The 20,472-nt window shown below is 64.0% G+C and carries 16 protein-coding genes; 7 read left to right on the top strand and 9 right to left on the bottom strand.

Annotated features, from left to right (window positions below; translation table 11 throughout):
• Positions 1 to 176: 176 nt before the first annotated feature.
• The 3 genes from JJB74_RS24240 to JJB74_RS24230 form a co-directional block, all read right to left on the bottom strand.
• A complete protein-coding gene (locus tag JJB74_RS24240) occupies positions 177 to 1,364 on the bottom strand; it encodes a putative sulfate/molybdate transporter (protein ID WP_234484809.1) in 1,188 nt (395 codons plus the stop codon).
• A gap of 1,081 nt (positions 1,365 to 2,445) precedes the next feature.
• Positions 2,446 to 3,768: an MFS transporter gene (locus JJB74_RS24235; protein ID WP_200596287.1), complete on the bottom strand. Its 1,323-nt coding sequence runs from the start codon at positions 3,766 to 3,768 to the stop codon at positions 2,446 to 2,448.
• A 44-nt stretch (positions 3,769 to 3,812) separates the two neighbouring features.
• A complete protein-coding gene (locus tag JJB74_RS24230) occupies positions 3,813 to 4,340 on the bottom strand; it encodes a gluconokinase (protein WP_234484808.1) in 528 nt (175 codons plus the stop codon).
• Between the two features lie 276 nt (positions 4,341 to 4,616).
• On the opposite strand from JJB74_RS24230, the gene gntR reads away from it, so the two are divergent.
• The gene (gene gntR, locus JJB74_RS24225; RefSeq protein ID WP_200596285.1) at positions 4,617 to 5,681 is read left to right on the top strand and encodes an HTH-type transcriptional regulator GntR; all 1,065 of its coding nucleotides are present in this window, start codon (positions 4,617 to 4,619) and stop codon (positions 5,679 to 5,681) included.
• Between the two features lie 19 nt (positions 5,682 to 5,700).
• Here the strand turns inward: gntR and JJB74_RS24220 are convergent, their stop codons facing one another.
• Positions 5,701 to 6,441, bottom strand: a complete 741-nt coding sequence (locus JJB74_RS24220; protein ID WP_200596283.1) for an SDR family oxidoreductase — start codon at positions 6,439 to 6,441, stop codon at positions 5,701 to 5,703.
• A 122-nt stretch (positions 6,442 to 6,563) separates the two neighbouring features.
• On the opposite strand from JJB74_RS24220, the gene JJB74_RS24215 reads away from it, so the two are divergent.
• A complete protein-coding gene (locus JJB74_RS24215; protein WP_200596281.1) occupies positions 6,564 to 6,998 on the top strand; it encodes a MarR family winged helix-turn-helix transcriptional regulator in 435 nt (144 codons plus the stop codon).
• Positions 6,999 to 7,103: 105 nt separating this feature from the next.
• On the opposite strand, the gene JJB74_RS24210 is transcribed toward JJB74_RS24215, so the two are convergent.
• Positions 7,104 to 7,646 (bottom strand): hypothetical protein, encoded by a 543-nt coding sequence (locus JJB74_RS24210; RefSeq protein WP_200596279.1) that lies wholly within the window; start codon positions 7,644 to 7,646, stop codon positions 7,104 to 7,106.
• 35 nt (positions 7,647 to 7,681) lie between these two features.
• A complete protein-coding gene (locus JJB74_RS24205) occupies positions 7,682 to 9,355 on the bottom strand; it encodes an MBL fold metallo-hydrolase (RefSeq protein ID WP_200596277.1) in 1,674 nt (557 codons plus the stop codon).
• A 127-nt stretch (positions 9,356 to 9,482) separates the two neighbouring features.
• Between JJB74_RS24205 and JJB74_RS24200 the strand changes: the two genes are divergently transcribed.
• The 3 genes from JJB74_RS24200 to JJB74_RS24190 all read left to right on the top strand — a co-directional run bounded on the left by JJB74_RS24200 (position 9,483) and on the right by JJB74_RS24190 (position 11,486).
• Positions 9,483 to 10,562 carry an NAD(P)H-dependent flavin oxidoreductase gene (locus JJB74_RS24200; RefSeq protein ID WP_200596275.1) on the top strand — a complete coding sequence of 360 codons (1,080 nt, stop codon included), beginning with the start codon at positions 9,483 to 9,485 and terminating at the stop codon, positions 10,560 to 10,562.
• A gap of 19 nt (positions 10,563 to 10,581) precedes the next feature.
• Positions 10,582 to 10,989 carry a cupin domain-containing protein gene (locus JJB74_RS24195; protein WP_200596273.1) on the top strand — a complete coding sequence of 136 codons (408 nt, stop codon included), beginning with the start codon at positions 10,582 to 10,584 and terminating at the stop codon, positions 10,987 to 10,989.
• A gap of 125 nt (positions 10,990 to 11,114) precedes the next feature.
• Entirely contained in the window at positions 11,115 to 11,486 is a 372-nt protein-coding gene (locus tag JJB74_RS24190; protein WP_200596271.1) for a VOC family protein, read from the top strand.
• A 22-nt stretch (positions 11,487 to 11,508) separates the two neighbouring features.
• Here JJB74_RS24190 and JJB74_RS24185 read toward each other — a convergent pair whose 3' ends face one another.
• On the bottom strand, positions 11,509 to 12,891 hold the full coding sequence (locus tag JJB74_RS24185; protein ID WP_200596269.1) for an HD-GYP domain-containing protein: 1,383 nt from the start codon (positions 12,889 to 12,891) through the stop codon (positions 11,509 to 11,511).
• 657 nt (positions 12,892 to 13,548) lie between these two features.
• Between JJB74_RS24185 and JJB74_RS24180 the strand changes: the two genes are divergently transcribed.
• Both JJB74_RS24180 and JJB74_RS24175 read left to right on the top strand, forming a co-directional pair.
• Complete coding sequence (locus tag JJB74_RS24180; RefSeq protein WP_200596267.1) at positions 13,549 to 15,588, top strand: Ig-like domain-containing protein; 2,040 nt, start codon at positions 13,549 to 13,551, stop codon at positions 15,586 to 15,588.
• A gap of 471 nt (positions 15,589 to 16,059) precedes the next feature.
• Positions 16,060 to 17,931 (top strand): IucA/IucC family protein, encoded by a 1,872-nt coding sequence (locus JJB74_RS24175; protein WP_200596265.1) that lies wholly within the window; start codon positions 16,060 to 16,062, stop codon positions 17,929 to 17,931.
• A gap of 174 nt (positions 17,932 to 18,105) precedes the next feature.
• On the opposite strand, the gene JJB74_RS24170 is transcribed toward JJB74_RS24175, so the two are convergent.
• Complete coding sequence (locus tag JJB74_RS24170; protein ID WP_200596263.1) at positions 18,106 to 19,362, bottom strand: cation:proton antiporter; 1,257 nt, start codon at positions 19,360 to 19,362, stop codon at positions 18,106 to 18,108.
• 237 nt (positions 19,363 to 19,599) lie between these two features.
• The gene (gene thiD / locus JJB74_RS24165) at positions 19,600 to 20,466 is read right to left on the bottom strand and encodes a bifunctional hydroxymethylpyrimidine kinase/phosphomethylpyrimidine kinase (protein ID WP_200596261.1); all 867 of its coding nucleotides are present in this window, start codon (positions 20,464 to 20,466) and stop codon (positions 19,600 to 19,602) included.
• Positions 20,467 to 20,472 lie beyond the last annotated feature (6 nt).

The raw sequence follows: 20,472 nt of genomic DNA, 5'->3' as shown, positions 1-20,472 counted from the left end.
CGGGGCCGCCCTGTGATCAGGGCATAAAGGCAATCAATTCGGCGTGATATTCACGGAGCATATAACGCAGATTGCCAATGGGAATTTCGTCTGCGCCGAGCAGGCCGCTATAGTTGCACCTGTCTCCTCCACCCTCCCAAGGATGGATTAACCCGCTCCCCAGTGAGCGGGTTTTTTTATCGCGCGCGCCGTTTCAGCAACCAGGCCAAACCGAGGCCGAACACAAAGGCCGCGGCTACATTCCACAACGCCGCTCCGGCTGTCAGCAGAACCAGCACGGCGCTGCGCTTATCAGCCAGGCGCGGCAGATTGCCCCGGGCCAGCAGCGCGCCGGCAATGAACAGGATCACGCCTACCACCGCCGCCGGCAGCGTGCGCAGCAGCAGTTCCACCGAACCGGAAAACCCCAACGCCAAACCGATGAGCAGCGTACCGAGGATGATCGATGCGCCGCCGGTACGCGCGCCAAAGGAGGTATGGGCGACAATGCCGCCGGCGCCATGGCACATCGGCACGCCGCCGACTGTCGCGCCAAACAGGTTGATCAAACCGGTCGAGACGGCGATGCCGCGGATGCTCACCGGACGCTCCGGGAACAAGCGGTTGTTTTCTTCCTTTGTGCCGATGATCGCATTACCGAGCGTCAGTGGAATCTGCGGCAGCGCCAGGTAGATCGCGCCGGTGAGCAGATCGGACCAGGAAAAGTCGCTGCCATGCCATTGCGGCCAGCGCGGCGCGAAGGCGACGTGACCTAATTCGCTCAGCAGGGACGCATCCGTTGCCAGGCTCCAGGCAGTGCCGAGCAGGAGCAGCGCGAACATGGCCGGCAGCGCCTTGCTGCGGCGCAGAAGAAACGCGAGGGCCAGGCCCGCGGCAGCAAGCCCGACATCGGAAACCATCATCCGCGCGCCATCACGCATGAAGCCCAGACTCAGACCAAGGACGATGCCACGCCCGACTTCGCGCGGCACCCAGCGTGCGATGCGCGTGGCCAGACCGGACAGACCGATAGCCAGCCAGAAGGCGCCGGTCAGCCAGGCCGCTGCAATCACTGGCGCGCCGTGCAGCATCGCCATCGACCCGGCCCCGGTGGCCGCGGCGGCGCCGACGGCCTTCATCGGCTGCACCGGAAATGGCGTGCGGTAAAACCAACCGCAGGCCACCAGCGGCAGGCCAAAGCCGAGCAGGATGCCCATCGGATCCATGTGCAATACCGCGATATAGGCGGTCACGAAAGGAATCAGCGTGCCCAGATCGCCGAAGGCGCCGGCCCATTCCATGCGGTCGAAGCGATTGCGGGGCAGGCGCGCGCGCTGCCCGGCAAGCCTTACCGGCGGTCTGGTGGAGCTAGGGATATCGTTCATATCGAATGCCGGGTCCGGCGCGCTCGTCGCCCCGGCTGCGCGTTTCGCCAAAGAAAAAACCCGCGATCGTCACCGATGCGGGTCTTCCTGTCTTCTCGCTCCCACCTTCAGGCGTGGATTTTTGTGCGCGAATAATGCCGGTAAACGCACACGATGTCTACATTTTCCCGAACTCGGTTTTCACAAAGCGTCGCGCATCGACGGCAGCCGGCCCGGCGCAGATCGATTGCTCGACGCTTTTCGGCGCTATCGATAACGCGTACTGACAGCTTCGACCAGGCTTGTGTCCGGCCTCGCATGCTCGGCTGCGCGGTATCGCATGTTCATAAGCTTGTGCATGAGCCCTGGATGACGCGCAGGGAATTCCTGTGGAATGCCCGTGGGAAAGGTCTGTGATATTCCGGAATCGCGCGATTTTGAGCAGGAGCAAATTTTCCTTGCTTATCAACGGCTTGCAAAGAAGCCCGATAGGATATCCACAGCCTTGCCCACGGATTTTGTGGGTAACTCATGCCCGGTATTTCAGCAGGAAACGTGGCCGCTTCCGCACCCTTACCGTCCCCCGCCACGCCATGCCCTCGCCGTGTCCTGAAGCTGCGTTGCCGCTGAGACATCTGCCTGGAAAAGTGGCAAAAGTTACACACAGAAAACGTGGGCAAGGCTGTGGACAAACCCTGGGAAACCTGGATAAGCCATTGATTTCATTGTGGAATGATTTTCTGCTCAGGATTTGCCTCGGCAGGCGGTACACACGGCTTTCCAGCGGCCGGTCCACAGCATGTCCCTGCGTCGCATGCACAGCTCATCCACAGGTTTGTGCGCATGTTGGCAGCGACTTATGGTGAGCGTTCCCTCATTTACTCACCTTGCGGGAAGGTCGGTACGGATCGGGAAGGAGCGCGGCGCGGCATGGCAGTGTCATTACCGGCAACGTGCGAGGGCATGGAGGCGGAATCTGCGCGCTGCGGTGACGCGCGCCAGTAAAAAGGCCGTGGCGGCCCGTTCGGAAAACGGGCCGCCACGGCCTTGCAGGAGCAGCGAAGAGGCGGACGGCGTGCTTGCGCGTGCCGCCCTGTTCGGATCAGCGCACCGGCACCGGTGTGCCTTCGGTTTCAGGCACGTCCGGAATCGGCTCGATCTTGCCGAGCACGAACACGAAGAAAATGATGCCGATCACCAGGATCACGCCAGCGACGAAGAAGGCATTGGCGAAGGAATTCGTCGCGCCGACGATGAAGCCGGTGACGATGGGAGCGGCCGCGCCCATCAGGTTGTTGACGAAGTTCATGATGCCGCCAATGGTGCCAACGCCGCCTTTGGGTGCGATCAGCGAAGGCAGCGACCAGCCCACCGGCGCGGCCGAAGCCAGGCCGCCGAGCGCGATCGAAATCCAGAAGATTGCCCATTTCGGATCGGTGGTCTGGGTCGCGCCGAACACGGCCAGGCCGAACAGCATGCCGACGATCAGCACGCCCTTGCGCACTTTCGAATCGTCATGGCCGCGACTGACCAGGTGATCGATCAGCCAGCCGCCGACGATCAGATCGGTCAGCGTTGCCACGGCCCACGGAATCGCGGCAAAGCCGGCGGACTTCAGAATGCTCATGTGCATGGTCTGCACCAGGTAGCCGGGCAACCAGGTCAGGAACAGGTAGAAGGAATAGCCGTAGGCGGCGAAGCCGATGGTCAGGCCCCAGACCTTGGACTTGCCCAGCAGATAACCAAGCATGCTCATCGCGCCAGCGCCGGACGGGCCCTCGGGCGCGGCGCCATTGTTCTTGATGTACTCGTATTCCTCGCGCGAGAGCCGGGTGTCGACGCTCGGGTCGCGATAGAAGAGCAGGAAGGCGAAGAAATAGGCGAAGCTCAATGCCGCTGTCATGCCGAAGCCCCAGCGCCAGCCGAAGCCGACCACGGTGATGGCCACCAGCGGCACACCGATCACATTGGAAAACTTGGCCGCGGCGTCGAAGATTGCCGTAGCCATCGCCCGCTCCTTGCGCGGGAACCAGTAACCGGTAGCCTTGGAGCTGACCGGGAAGGCCGGCGCCTCGGCGATGCCCAGCAGTATGCGCGCCGCGAAAATGCCGGCGAAACCGCTGGAAAACGCGGTAATGACCGAAGCGATGCCCCACAGGAACGCGCCCCAGCGGCCTACGCGCATTGGACCGAAGCGATCCAGCACCATGCCGGTCGGAATCTGCAGCAGCGAATATGACCAGGCGAAAGCGGAAAACAGCAGCCCCAGCTCCGCCGGGCCGAGATGAAAGGCTTCCTGGATCTGTGGCGCCGCGACTGACAGGCCGATGCGGTCGATGTAATTGATCAGAACGCCGATGCCGAGCAGGGCGCCGATGCCCCAGCGTCGGCGCGGAATGCGCCGGGTGGTGTCCGAATGACTCATGGTTGTCTCCTCTGAGATGGATGGGGTTGGGGATAAAACGGGGGTCAGGCGAGCGCCTGAACGATGTGGTCGACGATGTGCTGCGGGTCCTCGGCGATGTCCAGGAGCAGGCCGGCTTCGTCGCTGGCGAGCGCTTCGAGGTCGCGGAATTGGCTGTCCAGCAGCGACGGCGGCATGTAGTGGTTGGCGCGCGCGGCCATGCGTGAGGCGATCAGATCGCGGCTGCCGGCCAGGTGGAAGAACAGCAGGTCCGGCGCGCCGCCGCGCAGCACGTCCCGGTAGCGGCGCTTCAGCGCCGAACAGGACAGCACCACGCCCGTTCCCTGATCGCGCCGCGTGGCGATCTCCGACTTCAGGCGCAGCAGCCAGTCCGCGCGGTCGTCGTCAGTCAACGGGATGCCGGCCGACATTTTGGTAACGCTAGCAGATGAGTGATAAGCATCGCCCTCGATATGGGGCAGGCCGAGGCGTTCGGCCAGACGTTGTCCGATCGAGCTTTTCCCGCAGCCGCTAACGCCCATGACGACGCAGCAAAGGGGGGAAGGAACCGGATGGGGAATCGGTGCCGGCATGAGTTCTCCTACCGCAAGATGGTTTCGATATTTTGACGCTGCCTTCGACGCTGGCGACCATCGCTTTGGTATAGTGGCCGGTGTTTTAGGTAGCGCTAACTTTTCGCGAGATTGTAGTCCCGTGCGACGATTTGTAAAGCGATTTTTTCAACCCGGCTGACGTTAACCGGCGCCGACCTGGCCGACCCAGTGGCGTCGATCGGTCGCGCCGCGCTGCGTTGACCGCCGCGATCCGGTTAAGATGCCGGCTTCGCTGTCCGCCGAGAAATGAGCGCCATGTCAGACACAGACTCCCTGTTTCCCGAAACTTTGCCGCCGGCGCGGCGCCGCAGCCGGCGCCCGGCGGCGCAACGCACCACGCTGGCGGATGTGGCGCACCGGGCGGGCGTGTCGCTGATGACGGCGTCGCGCGCGCTGTCGGACCCGCGCCAGGTATCGGAAAAGCTGAGGGTCAAGGTCGAGCAGGCCGTTGCTGAACTGGCTTATGTGCCGAACCGCGCGGCGCGCGCGCTGGCGTCGGCGCGCTCGCATGCGATTGCGGTGCTGGTGCCGTCGTTCTCGAACGCAGTGTTCACCGATGTGCTGGCCGGCATACAGGACGCGCTCGGTCCTGACGGCTATCAGCTGTTGATCGGCAATACCCGCTACTCGAGCGAAGAGGAGGAAACCCTGCTGCGCCTGCATCTGCAATCGCATCCGGCCGGTATCCTGCTGACCGGCCTGACGCAGAACGATGCGGTCAACAAGATGCTCGAGGTGGCCGGCATTCCGGTGGTGTCGATGATGGATCTGTCGGACGATCCGCGCCGGGCTTCAGTGGGGCTGTCGCAGTACGATGCCGGCGCCGCCATGGTGCGGCATTTGCTGAGCCGTGGGTACCGTCGTATCGGCTACCTTGCGGCACAGCTGGATGAGCGCACCATCAAGCGCACCGAGGGTTTCCGTGCGGCCTTGCGCGAGGCCGGTCTGTACGATCCGCGCCGGGAAGTGATGGTGCCGGATCCATCGACGGTGGCGCTTGGGGCCGAACTGATCGGCCGCCTGCTGGCGAACGCGCCGGATTGCGACGCGGTGTTCTGCTGCAATGACGACCTTGCCTACGGCGCGATCTATCAATGCCAGCGGCGCGGCATCGCCATTCCGCGCGATCTGGCGATTTCCGGTTTCAACGACCTGCCGACCTCGGCCTGGATGAATCCCTCGCTGACCACCATCGCCACGCCGCGTTACCGCGTCGGTTACGAGGCGGCGCAGCTGCTGAAGCGGTTGATGGCGGGCGAGGAACCGCAGACGCGCAATATCGATCTGGGATTCAGCCTGATCGTTCGGGAAAGCACCTGAGCCACTAGACGTATACGCTCTAGACCCCGCCCGAGCAGCGCAGCATCGCTCCCGTCATGTACGAGGCCGCATCGGAGAGCAGCCAGACGATGGGTTCGGCGATTTCTTCCGGACTGGCCAACCGGCCCTGTGGGATGCGGGAGACCACGCGCGCCGGCCGACCGGGTTCGCCGGCCGCGGCATGGATGTCGGTCAGCGTCATGCCCGGAGCGACGCCGCAGACCCGAATGCCATCCGGTGCGACTTCGCGCGCCAGGCCCAGCGTGAAGACGTCGATGGCGCTCTTGCTGGCAGCGTAATGCACATATTCATTCGGGCTGCCGGTAATGGCTGCGATTGACGACACATTCACGATCGCGCCGCGCGTGCCGGATGCCGCAAAGCTACGCAGCGCCGCGCGGCAGCAATGCATCGTGCCGAGCACGTTGACCCGAAAGATGCGTTCGATAGCCTCCGGATCGGCGGCGACGAACTTACCGATGCGCCCAGTGATGCCGGCGTTGTTGATGACGCCATACAGCGGACCAAGCGCGGCTTCTGCTTCGGCGAAGAGGCGTTTCACCTCGTCTTCGCTACCGACATCACCCTGCACCAGGCAGGCGTCGCCTCCCTGCGCCCGTATCTCGTCCACGACCGCCTTGGCGGCCGCCGCATCGGACACGTAATTGACCGCCACCGCATACCCCTGCCGAGACGCCAAACGCGCGACCGCGGCGCCGATGCCGCGACCGCTTCCCGTCACCAGAACTGCCTTTTTCATTTCCTTGCTCCCCGTGAAAGCCGTAATGCAGCCGGAGTCGGCACGGCCGAATGCTGTTGCTGCTGCGTAATCGCGATGCTAGGATCCCTTCTTATTATTAGAACAATAGGCGACTGGCCATCATGCCAAGCATCGAAGAGCGCTTCTCGGCGGTACTGTACAACGCCTCGCGCGCATGGAAGCAGACCCTGGACCGGAGACTGAAAGACCTGGGTATCGGGCAAGCCGGCTGGCTTGCCATCACCGTGGCAGCCCGCGCTGACGGGCCCATGTCGCAAACCGAACTCGCGCGCCGGCTCGGCGTGGAAGACCCGACGGTGGTAGCCACCGTCGACCGCCTGGTGAAGGCCGGCTATGTCGCGCGCCAGCCTTGCGCGCATGACCGGCGCATCAAGCTGGTGGTGCTCACCGAGGCCGGTAAAGCCTTGTACGAGAAGGTGAAGACCCAGGCCGACAATGTGCGCACCGAACTGCTGTCCAGGGTCGATCGGCAGCAGCTGGAGCTGGTGACGGCGGTGCTGGAGGCGGTATTGGAGCAGGCTGAGTCGGCGGATTGACGAGGTATTGACGGCCTGCGGGCAAGCGCGAAAGGGTAGCTGGGCTGGCAGGCATGTCGATGTTGCCAGCTTGGAGATCGGCCCGTCCTCTTTACGGAGGAGCGGTCAGTTAACGACCTCCACGTCCAGCTCTTCTTGCTTGGGATCAGCTGGCTCCTGGAGAGGATCTTGCTGCACCACGCCGGCCATTTGTGGAAGTTGCGTGACAGCCACCAGGTATCTGCCGACGTGAAGTGCGGCGGCACCCGTCGCCACCGCACCAATCACTGCCTCAACTCTCCTCATGGGCTGCACCAAGTCTTGCATCAGATACACGCCAGTGAACGTGATAAAGGGAAGATCGTCGTGCCGCCAAAGTGTGCGGGCCGCATTGCACAGGAAGTTGCGGGTCGTTTCCCAAACGCTGTGCAGCGTCGGCATCATGCTCGCGTCGGATTCCTGCGCGTCCTGCTCTTGCTGTGGAACGGGGACGGGGCACGAGGTTGGCTCCAGCCCGGCTGGCGTCGCTCCATGTGGTAATGCCTGCATGAGAAATCCTTTCGATCGAGGTTGGAGAAAAAGCATCACGGCCATTGCGGCGCAAGACGCGCGGCCTTGGTAACAACAGCCGGTCCCGGTTCTCTTTCTTTCCTCGAATTTTTTCTCCATGGCGGGTTGCTCGCCGTCCGGCGCCCGGCGTCGGTTCATGCCGCGCGCCACACCCCATCATTTGCAACCGCCTTTCCCTCCGCCTCCAGCTTTACCAGATGCGCCAGCAGCGAGCGCGCCGCCGGCGCATGCCGGTTCGCTGGCACGTCGTCGTACACCGCCGGCACGAGCGCCTCGAGCCGCGCCGATCCCACCGCGCGCAGCGCGCGCAGCACCTTGTCCTCGCGCGCGCGCCGGTGCGCCAGCAGCCGCCGCACCGCGCCGTGCGGATCGCCGATCAGAAAGCCATGCCCGGGCGCTAGCCATTCCAGGTCTTCCTCGAGCAGCGCTTCGAGCGAAGCGAAGTACTCGCGCATGTTGCCGTCGGGCGGATTGATCACCACCGTCGAGCCGCCCATGACATGGTCGCCGGTGAACAGTAGCCGCTCGTCTTCGAGCAGATAGCACAGGTGGTTCGACGCATGGCCGGGCGTGTGCAGCACGCGCAAGGTCGCATCGCCGGCGACGATGCGTTCGCCGGCGACGGGCACCCGGTCCGGCGCGAAATCATGGTCCTGGCGCTCCAGTGGCGGCGCCGGCATGCCGAGCACGGTTGCGCCGGTCAGCGCCTTCAGCGCTTGCGCGGCCGGTGAATGATCGGGATGAGTATGCGTGGTCAGAATCCAGCGCAGCGTGCCGCCGCTTTGCGCGATTGCCGCCGCCAGCGCATCCACGTGCTCGGGCAGCGCCGGACCTGGGTCGATCAGCGCCAGTTCGCCAGTGCCGACCAGGTAGCTGTTGGTGCCGGGCCCGGTCATCACGCCCGGGTTCGGCGCGGTGACGCGCACGATCCGCGGCGACAGGCGCACCGGCCTGCCCGGCAGAATTTCTGACAGCGCCATGCCGACGCCTTCCGGATCAAGCTTCACCACTTCGGCATAGCCACGATCGCCCGGCAGCAGCAGGCGCTCGCGGCCGCCGGCCTGCGAGGGCCAGGCGCGTAGCGCCGGAATCGCGCGCGGCGAGCGCGCATGCGCCAGCATCGCGTCGACGCTGTCGAAGGCCGCAAGCGCCTGCAGCGTGCTGGTGGTGGCAAACACCAGATCGATTTCGCCGAGGCGCTTTTTCTCGAGCGCCTCGGCCGGACGCATCCAGGCATGGGCCACGGTTTCAGACTGGTCGGCCTGCGCCAATTGCCCCTGCGGCGCGCGCGCGATGAAGAAGCGGGTGTCGAAGCAGCGCGGCCGGCCCGGCGGCGTGATCCAGTGCGACAGATAAGCCATGTCGGCTAGCAGCGGCGACAGACGCCGTTCGCGGCACAGCGCCAGAAACGCGGCATTGCCCGGCGCGGTATCGGCCACGCGTTCGCGTAGCGCCGCCAGGTCGCTCGGATCGGGCGCTCGCCCGTCGGCATCGCGCACCAGCAGCAGGCCGGATTCCTCGAAGCATTCGCGCACCGCCGCGACCCAGTAAGCCAGGCCGCCGTGGGACAGGCCGAGGATGCGGCTGGCTTGCCCATCGTCCAGGCCATGGCTGGCCCACCAAGGATCCTCGTCGGCGGGATCGAGCGCGCCGCCGGGGAACACATGCGCGCCGGCAACGAAGCTGGCCGCATGGTGGCGCTGCATCAGGAAGATTTCCGGACCTTCGGCGCTGTCGCGTGCGAGGATCAGGGTGGCCGCCGGGCGGCCGATCGGTGCGGGGAAGGGCATGCTCGGATCGATTGTCATGACAGCCAGCGATTGTATGCCACCCGTGCGAAAGCCGTTTCGGCTATACCGAATCCTGTTTGACGCCAAACCTTGTCCGCGCAAGCTTCCTATAATCGACCTTTCATTTCTCACCCCGGAGACCTTCATGAGCAATGCGTTCGCGCGCCGGCTGCAGATCGACAATCCTATATTCCTGGCGCCGATGGCGGGCGAGGCGGCCAAGGCGCCGCTGGTGGCGGCGGTCTCGAATGCCGGCGGCCTGGGTGTGCTTGGCGCCGGCTATCTGTCGCCGGAGAAGTTGCTGGCGACCATTGCCGAAATCCGCTCGCTGACCAGCAGGCCGTTCGGCGTGAATCTGTTCGTGATGGAACCCGGCGTGCGCGATCCGCGCGGCGCCGACGAGATGGCCCGCGCCATGGCGCGCTATCACGCCGAACTCGGCATCGAGGCGCCGGCGCTGCCATCGCACCTGGAGGAGAACTACCTGCAGCAGATCGACGCAGTGCTGCAGGCGAAGGTGCCGGTGTTCAGCTTCACCTTCGGCGTGCCGTCGGCATCCGTCATCGACGCGCTCAAGGGCGCCGGCGCTTTCCTGATGGGCACCGCGACCACGGTCGATGAAGCCATCGACCTGGAAGCGCGCGGCATCGACGCGGTGGTGGCGCAGGGTGCGGAAGCCGGCGGACATCGTGGTACCTATCTGAGCGAGGATTTCAACGGCGCGATGATCGGCATCATGGCCCTGGTGCCCCAGGTGGCGGATGCGGTGCATGTGCCCGTGGTGGCCGCTGGCGGCATTGCCGACCGCCGCGGCGTGCGCGCGGCGTTTGCGCTGGGCGCCTCGGCGGTATCGGTCGGCACGGCCTTCCTGACGACGATCGAGTCCGGCGTATCGGATGCCTACAAGCTGGCGCTGACCGGCCCGGGCAGCCGCAAGACCGGCGTCACCCGGGTCTTTTCCGGCCGTCCGGCGCGGGGCGTGCGCAACCGTTTCATGGAGGAGATGCACGAGTTCGAAAGCGCCGCGCCGATGTACCCGGTCACCAATGCGCTCACGCGCGACATGCGCCGCGCCGCCGGGCAGCAGGGCAGGGCGGAATTCCTGTCGCTGTGGGCCGGGCAGGCCGCGCCGCTGTCGCGCAACTGGAGCGTGGCGCAATTGATGGAGGAATTGCGCGAAGGCCTGGATCCGTCGGTGCGCGCGTCTTCGCCCGGCGCGGCCTGAACGAAGCGAGGAAAACACCATGTCCGACACCGAAACCACTCGCGTGGTCGCCCTGCGCGCGCAGCAGCAGATCGATACCCTGCAGGGCTTGCCGTACTTCGTCGGCATTTCCGGCGACACTGCGGGCGCGCGCGGCCTGGCGATGCACATTGTCGTGATTCCGCCCGGCGCGGCCGCGAAGCCGCATGTGCATCAGGGTTATGAAACCGGCATCTATGTGCTGGCCGGCCGCGTCGAGACGCGCTACGGCGAACGCCTGGAGCAGTCGGTGGTGTCGGAAGCCGGCGACTTCCTGTTCATTCCGCCCGGCGTGCCGCACGAGGCGCGCAATCTGAGCGCGACCGAAGCGGCTCGGGCGATCGTCGCGCGCAATGATCCGGAAGAGCGGGAGAAGGTGGTGGCGTATGTGCCACCCGGGGGCGGCTGACGCATCATCGACGCGCGGGAACCATTTCCCGCGCCGCCGCACTCAGCAGGCCCTTGCCTGCGGCGGGCAACATGTCGTTCATGGCAAGCGCTCCCAACGTCCTTTTCCCTTTCCCGGAGAACGCCATGCATGCCAACCCCGTCGGCTGGTTTGAAATCTATGTGCAGGATCTGCGTCGTGCCCAAGCCTTCTATGAAGGCGTGTTCCATCTGAAGCTGGAAAAGCTCGGCGGCCCGGACGTCGAGATGCTGGCCTTTCCCGGCCAGTCCGAGCGCTACGGTGCGCCGGGCGCGCTGGTGCGCATGCCGGGCGTGAATTCGGGTGGCAACAGCGTGCTGGTGTATTTCTCCTGCGCCGACTGCCAGCAGGAAGCCGAGCGCGTGATCGCCTGCGGCGGGCGGGTGCACAGGCCGAAAGTTTCGATCGGCGAACATGGCCATATCGCGCTGGTGGTCGATACCGAAGGCAATCTCATCGGCCTGCATTCGATGCAGTAAGCGCGACTGACCGGTGTGTGCATCAAAGCCGCTGCAATGCCATTTCCAGCGCGGCAAAGCACTGTGGATCGATCGCGGTGCCTACCGTCTTGGCCATCATTTCCATGGCCGTGGGAATGGGAATCGCGCCGCGGTACGGGCGGTCGGCGGTGATGGCGTCGAAGATGTCGGCGATGGTGATGATGCGGGTTTCCACCGCGATGTCATCCGCCTTCAGTCCGCGCGGATAACCGGCGCCGTCCAGCCGTTCATGGTGCGCGCCGGCTACCACTGCCAGTTCCGAGAACGCATTGATGCGCGACAGGATTTCCTCGGTGTACTGCGCATGCCGGCGCATCTCGGCCCATTCCTCCCGATCGAGCTGGCCGGGCTTGTCCAGGATGCTGTTGGAGACGCCGAGCTTGCCAATGTCATGCAGCAGCGCGCCGCGCTTCAGCCAGCGTCGACGTGCTTCGGGCAATTCCAGCGCCTCCGCGATCATGTCGGTATAAAACGCGACGCGGCCGCTGTGGCCGCTGGTGTACGGGCTTTTCGAGTCGACGATCTGGCCGAAGGCCGCGGCGATGTCGTCCAGATAATCCTCGTCCAGCGGCAATTCATGCGCCGGCGGCGCCAGCGGCGTGACCGCCGCCTCGATATCGCTCGAGGCAAGCGTGTGCCAGAACGCGTCCTCGCGGGCGACGTGCTCGAAAGCCGCCACCAGGTTCGCATCGAACCATTTGCCGCTGCGGCGGCGCGCTTCGTCGATCGCACTGGCCCGGCCGCCGGCGGTGTGGAACACGTCAATCACCTGGGCCAGCAGCGCAATGCGTGCGTACATCGGAATGTCATTGCCGGACAAGCCGTCGGGCTTGCCGCCGCCGTCGACATGCTCGTCCAGGCTGTAGATGCCCGCCGCGACGCTCTCGGGAAAGCGCAGCATGCGCGCAATGTCCGCGCCGCGCTGGCAGCGGGTGGCAACCAGTTCCTTGGCGATCTGCGGACCGTCGCGCAGGATGGTCATCACGCTGCGGAAGCGCTCGCGCAGCGGCGCCTTCAGTCCGGTGTGGCTCAACACGAAGGCCAGCACCTGCGGCAGGCTGTCGCCGACCGTCTTGTAATCCTGCTTGAAATGCAGGTCATCGGTCATGTACAGCTCGCAGATGCGCGCCGCATTGCTGCTGCAGCCAAGATCCTTCAGCAGCAGCGTGTAATACAGCTCCCAGCGCTCGCGCTCGGCCATGCCGATCGCATCGGCAATGCGCATGCCGATCCAGCAGCAGCGCAGGCAGTGGCCGGGCGGCTGGCCTTCGGTCATGTCCAGCGCATGCGACAGTGCGGCAATCAACTCGCGCAGCCGAATTCCTGCGACCTGCAGAGACGGGGAGGCGGTGTTGTCCGCCGGAGCAAGAAGGCAGTTCGCCATAAATATTTCCGCATAGAAATTTATGTTGATTCTACGTGAATATTTCCTCGGCGCAACCAACTTTTCCACGGCGGTAGCCTCGTTCCCGGGTGGGCGCATTGTTCTAGAAGAGGCCAGTAGCATCCGCGGCGTTCTCGCAACTTGTCAGGATGTAAAGGGAAATCGGCTGAACGCCTGCGATGATCGCTACAGCAGCCATTGATTTCCGGTTAATTGGCAAATGCAGCCTTTCCCTTTTGCGCGACGACCGTCCATGATGGTTTCAAGCATTTCGCAAATCCGATCGCATCACGATTTTTGCGCCAGCTTTTCATACAGGCACTTTCGTCGTGCCGACGCTACACCGCGAGCGTGAATCTTTTATTCCCCATGTCGGAAATCAGTCTATTAATGACAGCAGCCATTAGTGCGGTGGAACCGGAAGCGGATAAATATTTACCGTTTTTCTCTGGCGTTCGCATTGGAAAGATTCCTATTGATTAAAACAAGATGGATTGCTAGATTGCAGTCTCAACCATCTTTCAATGAATTTATAAAGTTGGTTTCTCCTCGCGCTCACGCATTGTCTCTCTGCAGGGCGAAATTAAGTCGGCAAATCAAAATCAACGAGCGAAACGGTTCAAAAAGGAAACCCTTCGCGAAAATAAAGGGATTGTAATGAAGTCGATGAAATTCTTTTGTACCGCCGCGTCCATGGCGGTGTTATTAGCCGGATGTGGCGGCGGAAGCGATACGGCTTCCACGAGCTCGGGCAATTCAGCGGACACCCCGGCAGTCACTCCTGCGGCAAAACTGACAAAGCTCACCGGAACCGCAGCCACCGGCGCGCCCTTTGCCGGCGCCACGGTGAATGTGATCGATCAGAAGGGCACGGTGGTTGGCACGGGCACGACCAATGCCGACGGCAGCTACGCGATCACGCTCGCAGCAGACGCTGCACCGCCTTTCATCATTCAGGCGGTCCGCGATGACATGACCCTTTTCAGCGTTGTGCCGGACGCTGCGAATTCAACGATCAATATCACGCCAATTACCACGCTGATCGCATCGCGTTTATCCGTTTCCGGCGATCCGACCAAGCTTGCCACCGAATTGCAGGCAAATCCGTCCCTGGTCTCGACGACGACTGTCACGGCGAAGGTAAGCGAAGTCGTTCAGATATTGCAGCCACTGCTTTCCGCGGTCGGAACTACCGCCAATCCATTGACCGGGACATTCACAACCGATGGCACCGGCATGGATCGGGCACTGGATTCCCTGCTGATTTCCTTTACGCCGGCCACAGGCAGCAGCACCAATATTGAAATCGCGGTCAAGCAACAGAATACCGACGGCAGCCAGCCGCTCGCTCTGCAATTCACCAGCCAGGCAACGACGTTGCCGGCACTCGGCAGTGTCACGTCCGCCACGCTCATTCCCGCGGGCACGACGACCCTGATCGACGATCTGCTCAAGCGCCTTGCCGCATGCTATGCGCTGCCGGTAACGGAGCGTGTAGCCAACCCCGAGGCGATTACCGCATTGGCTTCGGACATCACCGCGTCTGCGTGCAAAACCGTATTCGTCAATAACGATCCAGCGAGTTACCTCAATAACGGCGACAGAATTGGCGGCGCGGATCGCGCAAAACCATTCAGCGGCATTTTCCGCAGCGGCGCGACAGGTTTGCAATTCGATCGGGGCGCCTATGAATTCACGCGCGCCAACGGCGATTTGGTGATTTCCTTCCGCACTGTCGATAGCCTGGGCGGAATACTGGATCAATCCGTAGTCGTGCGCAAAGCCGCGGCGGACGGCAAGCTTTATATCATCGGCAATCAATATGCCTATCCGGGAGCCGTGGCGGCCTATCACCAATTGCGCTCATTTATCAATCAGCCTTCTGCCGATCATTACAGTACGGGTTATGTGCTCACCGTGCCGAACGATGGGCGATTCAGCCGGGTGGTTGTCACCTCGCCGAAAGGGAAAACCATACCGCTCGTTCCCAGCGCCGGAAGTGGCAATCTCGTGATACCGGTAAATGGCACGCCGTCGGGCACGAATTTCGTGCGGGTTCGTGGCGAATTTGCGGATGCTTCCAATTCCGCTAATCCCGCTACCTATGAAACCACTCTGGCTTATGATCCGGACCGCCCAAGCAATGAGGAAATCGCGACTTTCGCCGCGAACAGCGTTTGGCGCTTTGATTATTATCTGGCCGGTAATTCGACAAGCACGCCGGACGCGACCCAGTCCTATCGAACGCAAGCCAGAGCGCTGACCATTCCCGAAATGAAATTGCGCGGTATGGCAACGCTCACCGATGACTTGCTGAATGGCATTAAGACGGAAAGCGCCAGTATTCTGAGGGTTCCGCTCGATAATTCCGACAGTGTTGTCACATTTTCCTGGACGGTGCCAGCCGGCGCGGTCCTGCCGACTTCCCTGCGCCTGTTCGGCCAGGGCCCGGCGACTACTACCAGCAGCGGCACTACGCGCGTACGCTTCGACGATGGCATTACCGTAAATAGCACCGCGCGCACCGGAAATGTGCCCTGCCAGGTACAGTCGTCGGGCGATAACCATTGCGCGCAGATCAATGGCGCTACGGTGTTTGCAAATGGATCCTTTGCAAACGGTTTCGACTTGCGTGGATCGGATGGCCCGGGCCGCACGTTCTCGCATTTCTACGCGACCTACAAGATCCTGCCTTAATTGCGATCGGCAGCACATCGCGCTTGAGCCCGTCCTTTCGTTCCTGGTAGTCGCAGGATGAAATAGACGGAGATGCAGGCGCAACACGGAAAGGCCGCTCCAGTGTTCGTGGAGCGGCCTTTCGTTCATTGGCAATGATTTTTCCTGAGCAGCGCCTTGGGACATGAGAGCAAGCGTGCGCTCGATGAACGCGCAGGGACGAAAAAAAACCCGCTCACGGGGAGCGGGTTAATCCATCCTTGGGAGGGTGGAGGAGACAGGCGTAAGAATAGCGGCTTGCCGTTCGGAATCAAAATTGCGATTTCGGATACCGCTCATGCGTTTCGTGAATGTCATTGCGCCGTCACCCGGCGCGCGGATCATGTCCCGGCCGAGATCTCGAAACGATCAAGGTCCGCGCGTCGCAACCCGGGCAGACTTCCGAGCCGCGGTGCGATGATCTTTGCAGCGCAACCGAATCCGAGCTGAACCATGTTCACCATGCCCCTGAACCTCGATGCCGCCCAGGAAATCGCCTCGGAATCCGGGCAGGACGAGGACTGGCTCGCTGCCGGCCGACGCAATCTGCGCAGCACGCTGCAAGCGCTGCTTCGCGAAGGCTTGCTGCCGGCGCAGCGTCTGTCCTGGCGCGGCGGCACATGCTGGCTGCCGCTGTCCGATGGTCTGCAGAGCGCTGCGCTACGCTTCAAGGGCCTGCACATCGGCCGCATCGGGGATTGCCGCCTCGATGGTCAAGTCTGGTATTACGCCGCCGGACGCGAGCCGCGGGAAATCCTCACCGGCGCGGCGCTGCTGGCCTGCGTGGCGCGCTCGCTTGCCGGCAATGTCAGCCCGGCGGCGCTGCGCCGGGTGCTGCGCGAGCTGGACAACAGCGTCGACAACGAGGCCGAAAGCCTGCGCCATCGCCGGCAATGGGGCCGGCAGCTGCGCCAGCGCTATTGCGCCGACGGCGCGCCTTTTCTGGCCGGGCTGCGGCGCGCAAGCGAGCCGAACCCGTCGCTGCTGCTGGAGCAATGGGGCACGGTCGGCCATCCCTGGCATCCGATGAGCAAGACCAAGCTTGGCCTGATGCCCGAAGAGGTGCGGGCGCTGTCGCCGGAATTCGGCGCACGGCTGCAGTTGCCGCTGGCGGCGCTGCGGCGCGATTGCGCGCGCATCGAAGCGCTGCCCGGCTGCGGCGACTACGCGGCCTGGTTTGCGCGCCAGTTTCCGCAGGCCTCGCAGCAATGGCGCGATGCGCTGCGCGCGGCCGGGCAGGGCGTGCACCTCGACGACTGGCTGCCGCTGCCGCTGCATCCGTACCAGGCACAGCATCTGGTGCCGCGCGAGTTCGCCGCCGAGATCGCAGCCGGCGAGGTTTTGCTCCTTGAGCAGGCGGCAATGCCGGCCATGCCTACCATGTCCTTTCGCACCGTCGTGCCCGATGGCTCGCCCCATGCGCCGCATGTGAAGCTGCCGGTGTCGCTGCGCCTGACCAGCGTGCAGCGCGCGGTATCGCCGAAGATCGCGACCATGGGCCCGCGCTTCACCGCGCTCCTGCGCCAGGTGCTGGAACGCGAAGCGGGATTCGATGGCAGGCTGGACATCATTCCCGAGGTCCTCGGCATGGTCTACGACGGCGCGGGCGCAAGCGACGAGCGTTCGCGCCATCTGTCTGTGCTCATGCGCGGCAACCCGATGGCGTTTGCGCAGAACGGCCTGTTTCCGCTGCCGGTCGGCGCGCTGTTCGCGCCTTCTCCCGTCGACGGCCGGCCGCTGGCGCTGGAGCTGGCACGGCTCGGCGAAGGCGACGGGCCGCAGGCGGCGCAAGCCTATTTCCGCCGGCATGCCGCCACCGTACTGAGCGCGGCACTCGGCGCCTATCTGCTGTACGGCATGGGTTTCGAAGCGCATCAGCAGAACAGCTTCATGCTGCTCGATCGCGACTGGCGCCCGGCGCGCCTGCTGCTGCGCGACTTCGGCGACCTGCGGGTGCACATGCCGACGCTGCGGCACGCCGGCCTGGACCTCGTGCCGTACAGCGCCGGCCATGCCTGTTTCGATACCGATGAGCCGGTGCGCGACAAGCTGCTGCACGCGATGATGCTGTGCCATCTGTGCGAACTCGGCCTGGCGCTTGCGCATGCCGCCGGCGAGGAGGAAGACGGGTTTTACCGCATCCTGCGTGAAGAAACCGAAAACGTGTTCGAGCGCCTGCGCGCGCGCGTGCCGGCGGCGCGCTGGGAAGCCGAGCGCGCCGCGCTGCTCGAAGGCGACTGGCCGGCGAAGTCCTTCCTGCGCATGCGCCTGCTCGGCACCTCGGATGATGTGCATGGGCGCATGCGCAATCCGCTGCGTGCGTGATGTGGTGGCATCGCGGAACGACCGGATCCTGCGTAGGTTGGGCTGACAAGCCCAACGGAACGTCGAACCCCCGCGGACTTCATTGTTGGGCTGCCTCCGTAGCTTGGGCTGCCAAGCCCAACACGAAGCCCGCTCCCGTGCGAACTCCCGTTGGGCTTCCTTCGTCAGCCCAACCTACGAACCATGCGCCTCGAATTTCCGTTGTCGATCCAGCCGGCGCTTGGCCAGCCAACCCAGTGTCGGCGCCTGTATCAGGATGCTGAAGATCACCGCGGCATAGGTTGCAGAGAGCAGGATGTCGCGGCCGTCAAAGGCGGGCAGCGACAACGCCAGCGCGATCGAAATGCCGCCGCGCAGTCCGCCCCAGGTCATTACCGGTAGCGTCACGCGCGCCACTTCACGCAGCCGCGGCGTGCCGAGTATCGGCGCGACGATGGATAGAAAGCGCGCCGCCAGCACGACGGCGACCGCGCCTGCTGCGATGCCAGGGTGCGACAACGGCAGCAGCAGCATTTCCAGGCCGATCAGCCCGAACAGCAGCAGGTTCAGCAATTCATCGAGCACGCTCCAGAAGCCGAACAGCCGCTCGCGCGTCTTGTCCGACATCGCTTCTTCCTTGGCGCGGTTGCCCACCAGCAGACCCATGCAGGCGACCGCGATCGGCGCCGACACCGACAGCGCTTCGGCCGCTGCATAGCCGGCGGTGGCCAGGGCCAGCGTGATCATGATTTCCACCGCATAGCTATCGACCGCGCGCAGCAGCAGAAAGCCGGCATAGCCCGCGCCGAGGCCGAAGGCCAGGCCGCCGAGCACTTCGCGCAGGAACAGCAGCAGCGTATGGCCGAGGTCGAAGGAGTCCGGCGAGGAAGCCACGCCGAGCAGCGTGATGAAGACGACCACGCCGGTGCCGTCATTGAACAGGCTTTCGCCGCTGATGCGGGTTTCCAGGCTTTCCGGCACACCGGCGCGTTTCAAAATTGCCACCACCGCGACCGGATCGGTCGGCGAGATCAGCGCGCCGAACACCAGGCACCATACCGGTGGCAAGCTCACGCCGGCTGCGCGGCACAGCAGCCAGAAACCGGCGCCAACGAGCATCGTCGATAGCACCACGCCGATGGTGGCCAAAGGAATCACCTGCCACTTCTCGGCAAGAATGGCGCCCATGCGGATATGCATGCTGCCGGCAAAGAGCAGCACGCCGAGCAGGCCATGCAGCAGCAGCTCGGGAAAGCGGATGCGCGCCATCGCATCGCCAAGGCCATCGGTCAAGCCCGGATACAGCTGCTGGGCGCCCAGGCTGATGAGTGAGGCCACCGTGGCGACCGCGGTGATGCCGATCGCATCGGGCAACCGGATGAAGCGGTAATTCACGTAGCCGAAGACAGCGACCAGGAAGATGACAAGGCTGACGAGCTGGAAGGTGTTCACTGTTGGTCGCCGCGAAAGGGGAAAAGGCAGTCTAGCGGCGCAGCGGTGCAGGGATGTTGCTCGGGTCGTTGCAGGATGCGTGTGAATGTGTACGTTAGAGGCTCGTAGGTTGGGCTGACGAAGGAAGCCCAACCTGGTCGCAGGCCGCGGACGGTTGGACGTTGGCCGGTAGGTTGGGCTGCAAGCCCAACATGCTCGCGGTCTGTTGGCGTGTGATGTTGGGCTTGTCAGCCCAACCTACGAAGACCGTTCCACCTTCCGCATCGCCACCGGCGCAAATCCATGATTCAAAGGCCCATGCCCGTGTCCGATGCGCACATCCGCGCCGGCCGCGATCGCCGCGTGCACATAGTCCTTCGCCCTTTGCGCCGCATCGTCAAGTGACGCGCCGAGCGCGAGATGGCAGGCCAGCGCCGAGGACAGCGTGCAGCCGGTGCCATGGGTATTGGCGCTTGGAATGCGCGCGGAAACCATGGCTTGCGGCTTCGCACCAGTCCGCGCCAGCAGGTCGACCATGCGCTCACCCGGCAGATGCCCGCCCTTCAACAGCACCGCCTGTGCGCCCAACGCCAGCAGCGCGGCCGCCGCTGCTTCCATGTCGGCTTCCTCTGCCACCGGCCGGCCGAGCAGCAGCGCCGCTTCATGCAGGTTAGGCGTGACCACGGCGGCCAGCGGAAACAGTTCCGAAACCAGCACCGCGACGGTCTCGCGCGCCATCAGCGCATCGCCGCTGGTGGCAACCATCACCGGGTCCAGCACCACATGCGCAAAACGATGGCGCCGCAATGCCGCGGCCACCGTGCGCACAGTCTCCGGGTCGTGCAGCATGCCAATCTTCACTGCATCCACGCCTATGTCTTCGGCCACCGCATCGATCTGCGCGGTTAGTATCGACGGCGCCAGCGGCGCGATCGCGCGCACGCCGCGAGTGTTCTGCGCAGTAATGGCCGTGATCGCGCTCATGCCGTAACAGCCGAGCGCGGCGAAGGTTTTCAGGTCGGCCTGGATGCCGGCGCCGCCGCCGCTGTCGGAGCCGGCGATGGTCAGCAGCCTGGGATAGGAAAAATGCGTTTCGGTATCGGAGCGCGCGGAAGATCGAGTCATCGAACA

The sequence above is a fragment of the Noviherbaspirillum pedocola genome, assembly GCF_016632335.1.
Taxonomy (GTDB): domain Bacteria; phylum Pseudomonadota; class Gammaproteobacteria; order Burkholderiales; family Burkholderiaceae_D; genus Noviherbaspirillum_A; species Noviherbaspirillum_A pedocola.
This window is presented reverse-complemented; position numbering and strand designations above follow the sequence as displayed.

Coding starts and splice junctions, on each gene's coding strand:
- JJB74_RS24240 (WP_234484809.1), bottom strand. CDS start 1,364: ATGAACGATATCCCTAGCTCCACCAGACCGCCGGTAAGGCTTGCCGGG.
- JJB74_RS24235 (WP_200596287.1), bottom strand. CDS start 3,768: ATGAGTCATTCGGACACCACCCGGCGCATTCCGCGCCGACGCTGGGGC.
- JJB74_RS24230 (WP_234484808.1), bottom strand. CDS start 4,340: ATGCCGGCACCGATTCCCCATCCGGTTCCTTCCCCCCTTTGCTGCGTC.
- gntR (WP_200596285.1), top strand. CDS start 4,617: ATGTCAGACACAGACTCCCTGTTTCCCGAAACTTTGCCGCCGGCGCGG.
- JJB74_RS24220 (WP_200596283.1), bottom strand. CDS start 6,441: ATGAAAAAGGCAGTTCTGGTGACGGGAAGCGGTCGCGGCATCGGCGCC.
- JJB74_RS24215 (WP_200596281.1), top strand. CDS start 6,564: ATGCCAAGCATCGAAGAGCGCTTCTCGGCGGTACTGTACAACGCCTCG.
- JJB74_RS24210 (WP_200596279.1), bottom strand. CDS start 7,646: ATGGAGAAAAAATTCGAGGAAAGAAAGAGAACCGGGACCGGCTGTTGT.
- JJB74_RS24205 (WP_200596277.1), bottom strand. CDS start 9,355: ATGACAATCGATCCGAGCATGCCCTTCCCCGCACCGATCGGCCGCCCG.
- JJB74_RS24200 (WP_200596275.1), top strand. CDS start 9,483: ATGAGCAATGCGTTCGCGCGCCGGCTGCAGATCGACAATCCTATATTC.
- JJB74_RS24195 (WP_200596273.1), top strand. CDS start 10,582: ATGTCCGACACCGAAACCACTCGCGTGGTCGCCCTGCGCGCGCAGCAG.
- JJB74_RS24190 (WP_200596271.1), top strand. CDS start 11,115: ATGCATGCCAACCCCGTCGGCTGGTTTGAAATCTATGTGCAGGATCTG.
- JJB74_RS24185 (WP_200596269.1), bottom strand. CDS start 12,891: ATGGCGAACTGCCTTCTTGCTCCGGCGGACAACACCGCCTCCCCGTCT.
- JJB74_RS24180 (WP_200596267.1), top strand. CDS start 13,549: ATGAAGTCGATGAAATTCTTTTGTACCGCCGCGTCCATGGCGGTGTTA.
- JJB74_RS24175 (WP_200596265.1), top strand. CDS start 16,060: ATGTTCACCATGCCCCTGAACCTCGATGCCGCCCAGGAAATCGCCTCG.
- thiD (WP_200596261.1), bottom strand. CDS start 20,466: ATGACTCGATCTTCCGCGCGCTCCGATACCGAAACGCATTTTTCCTAT.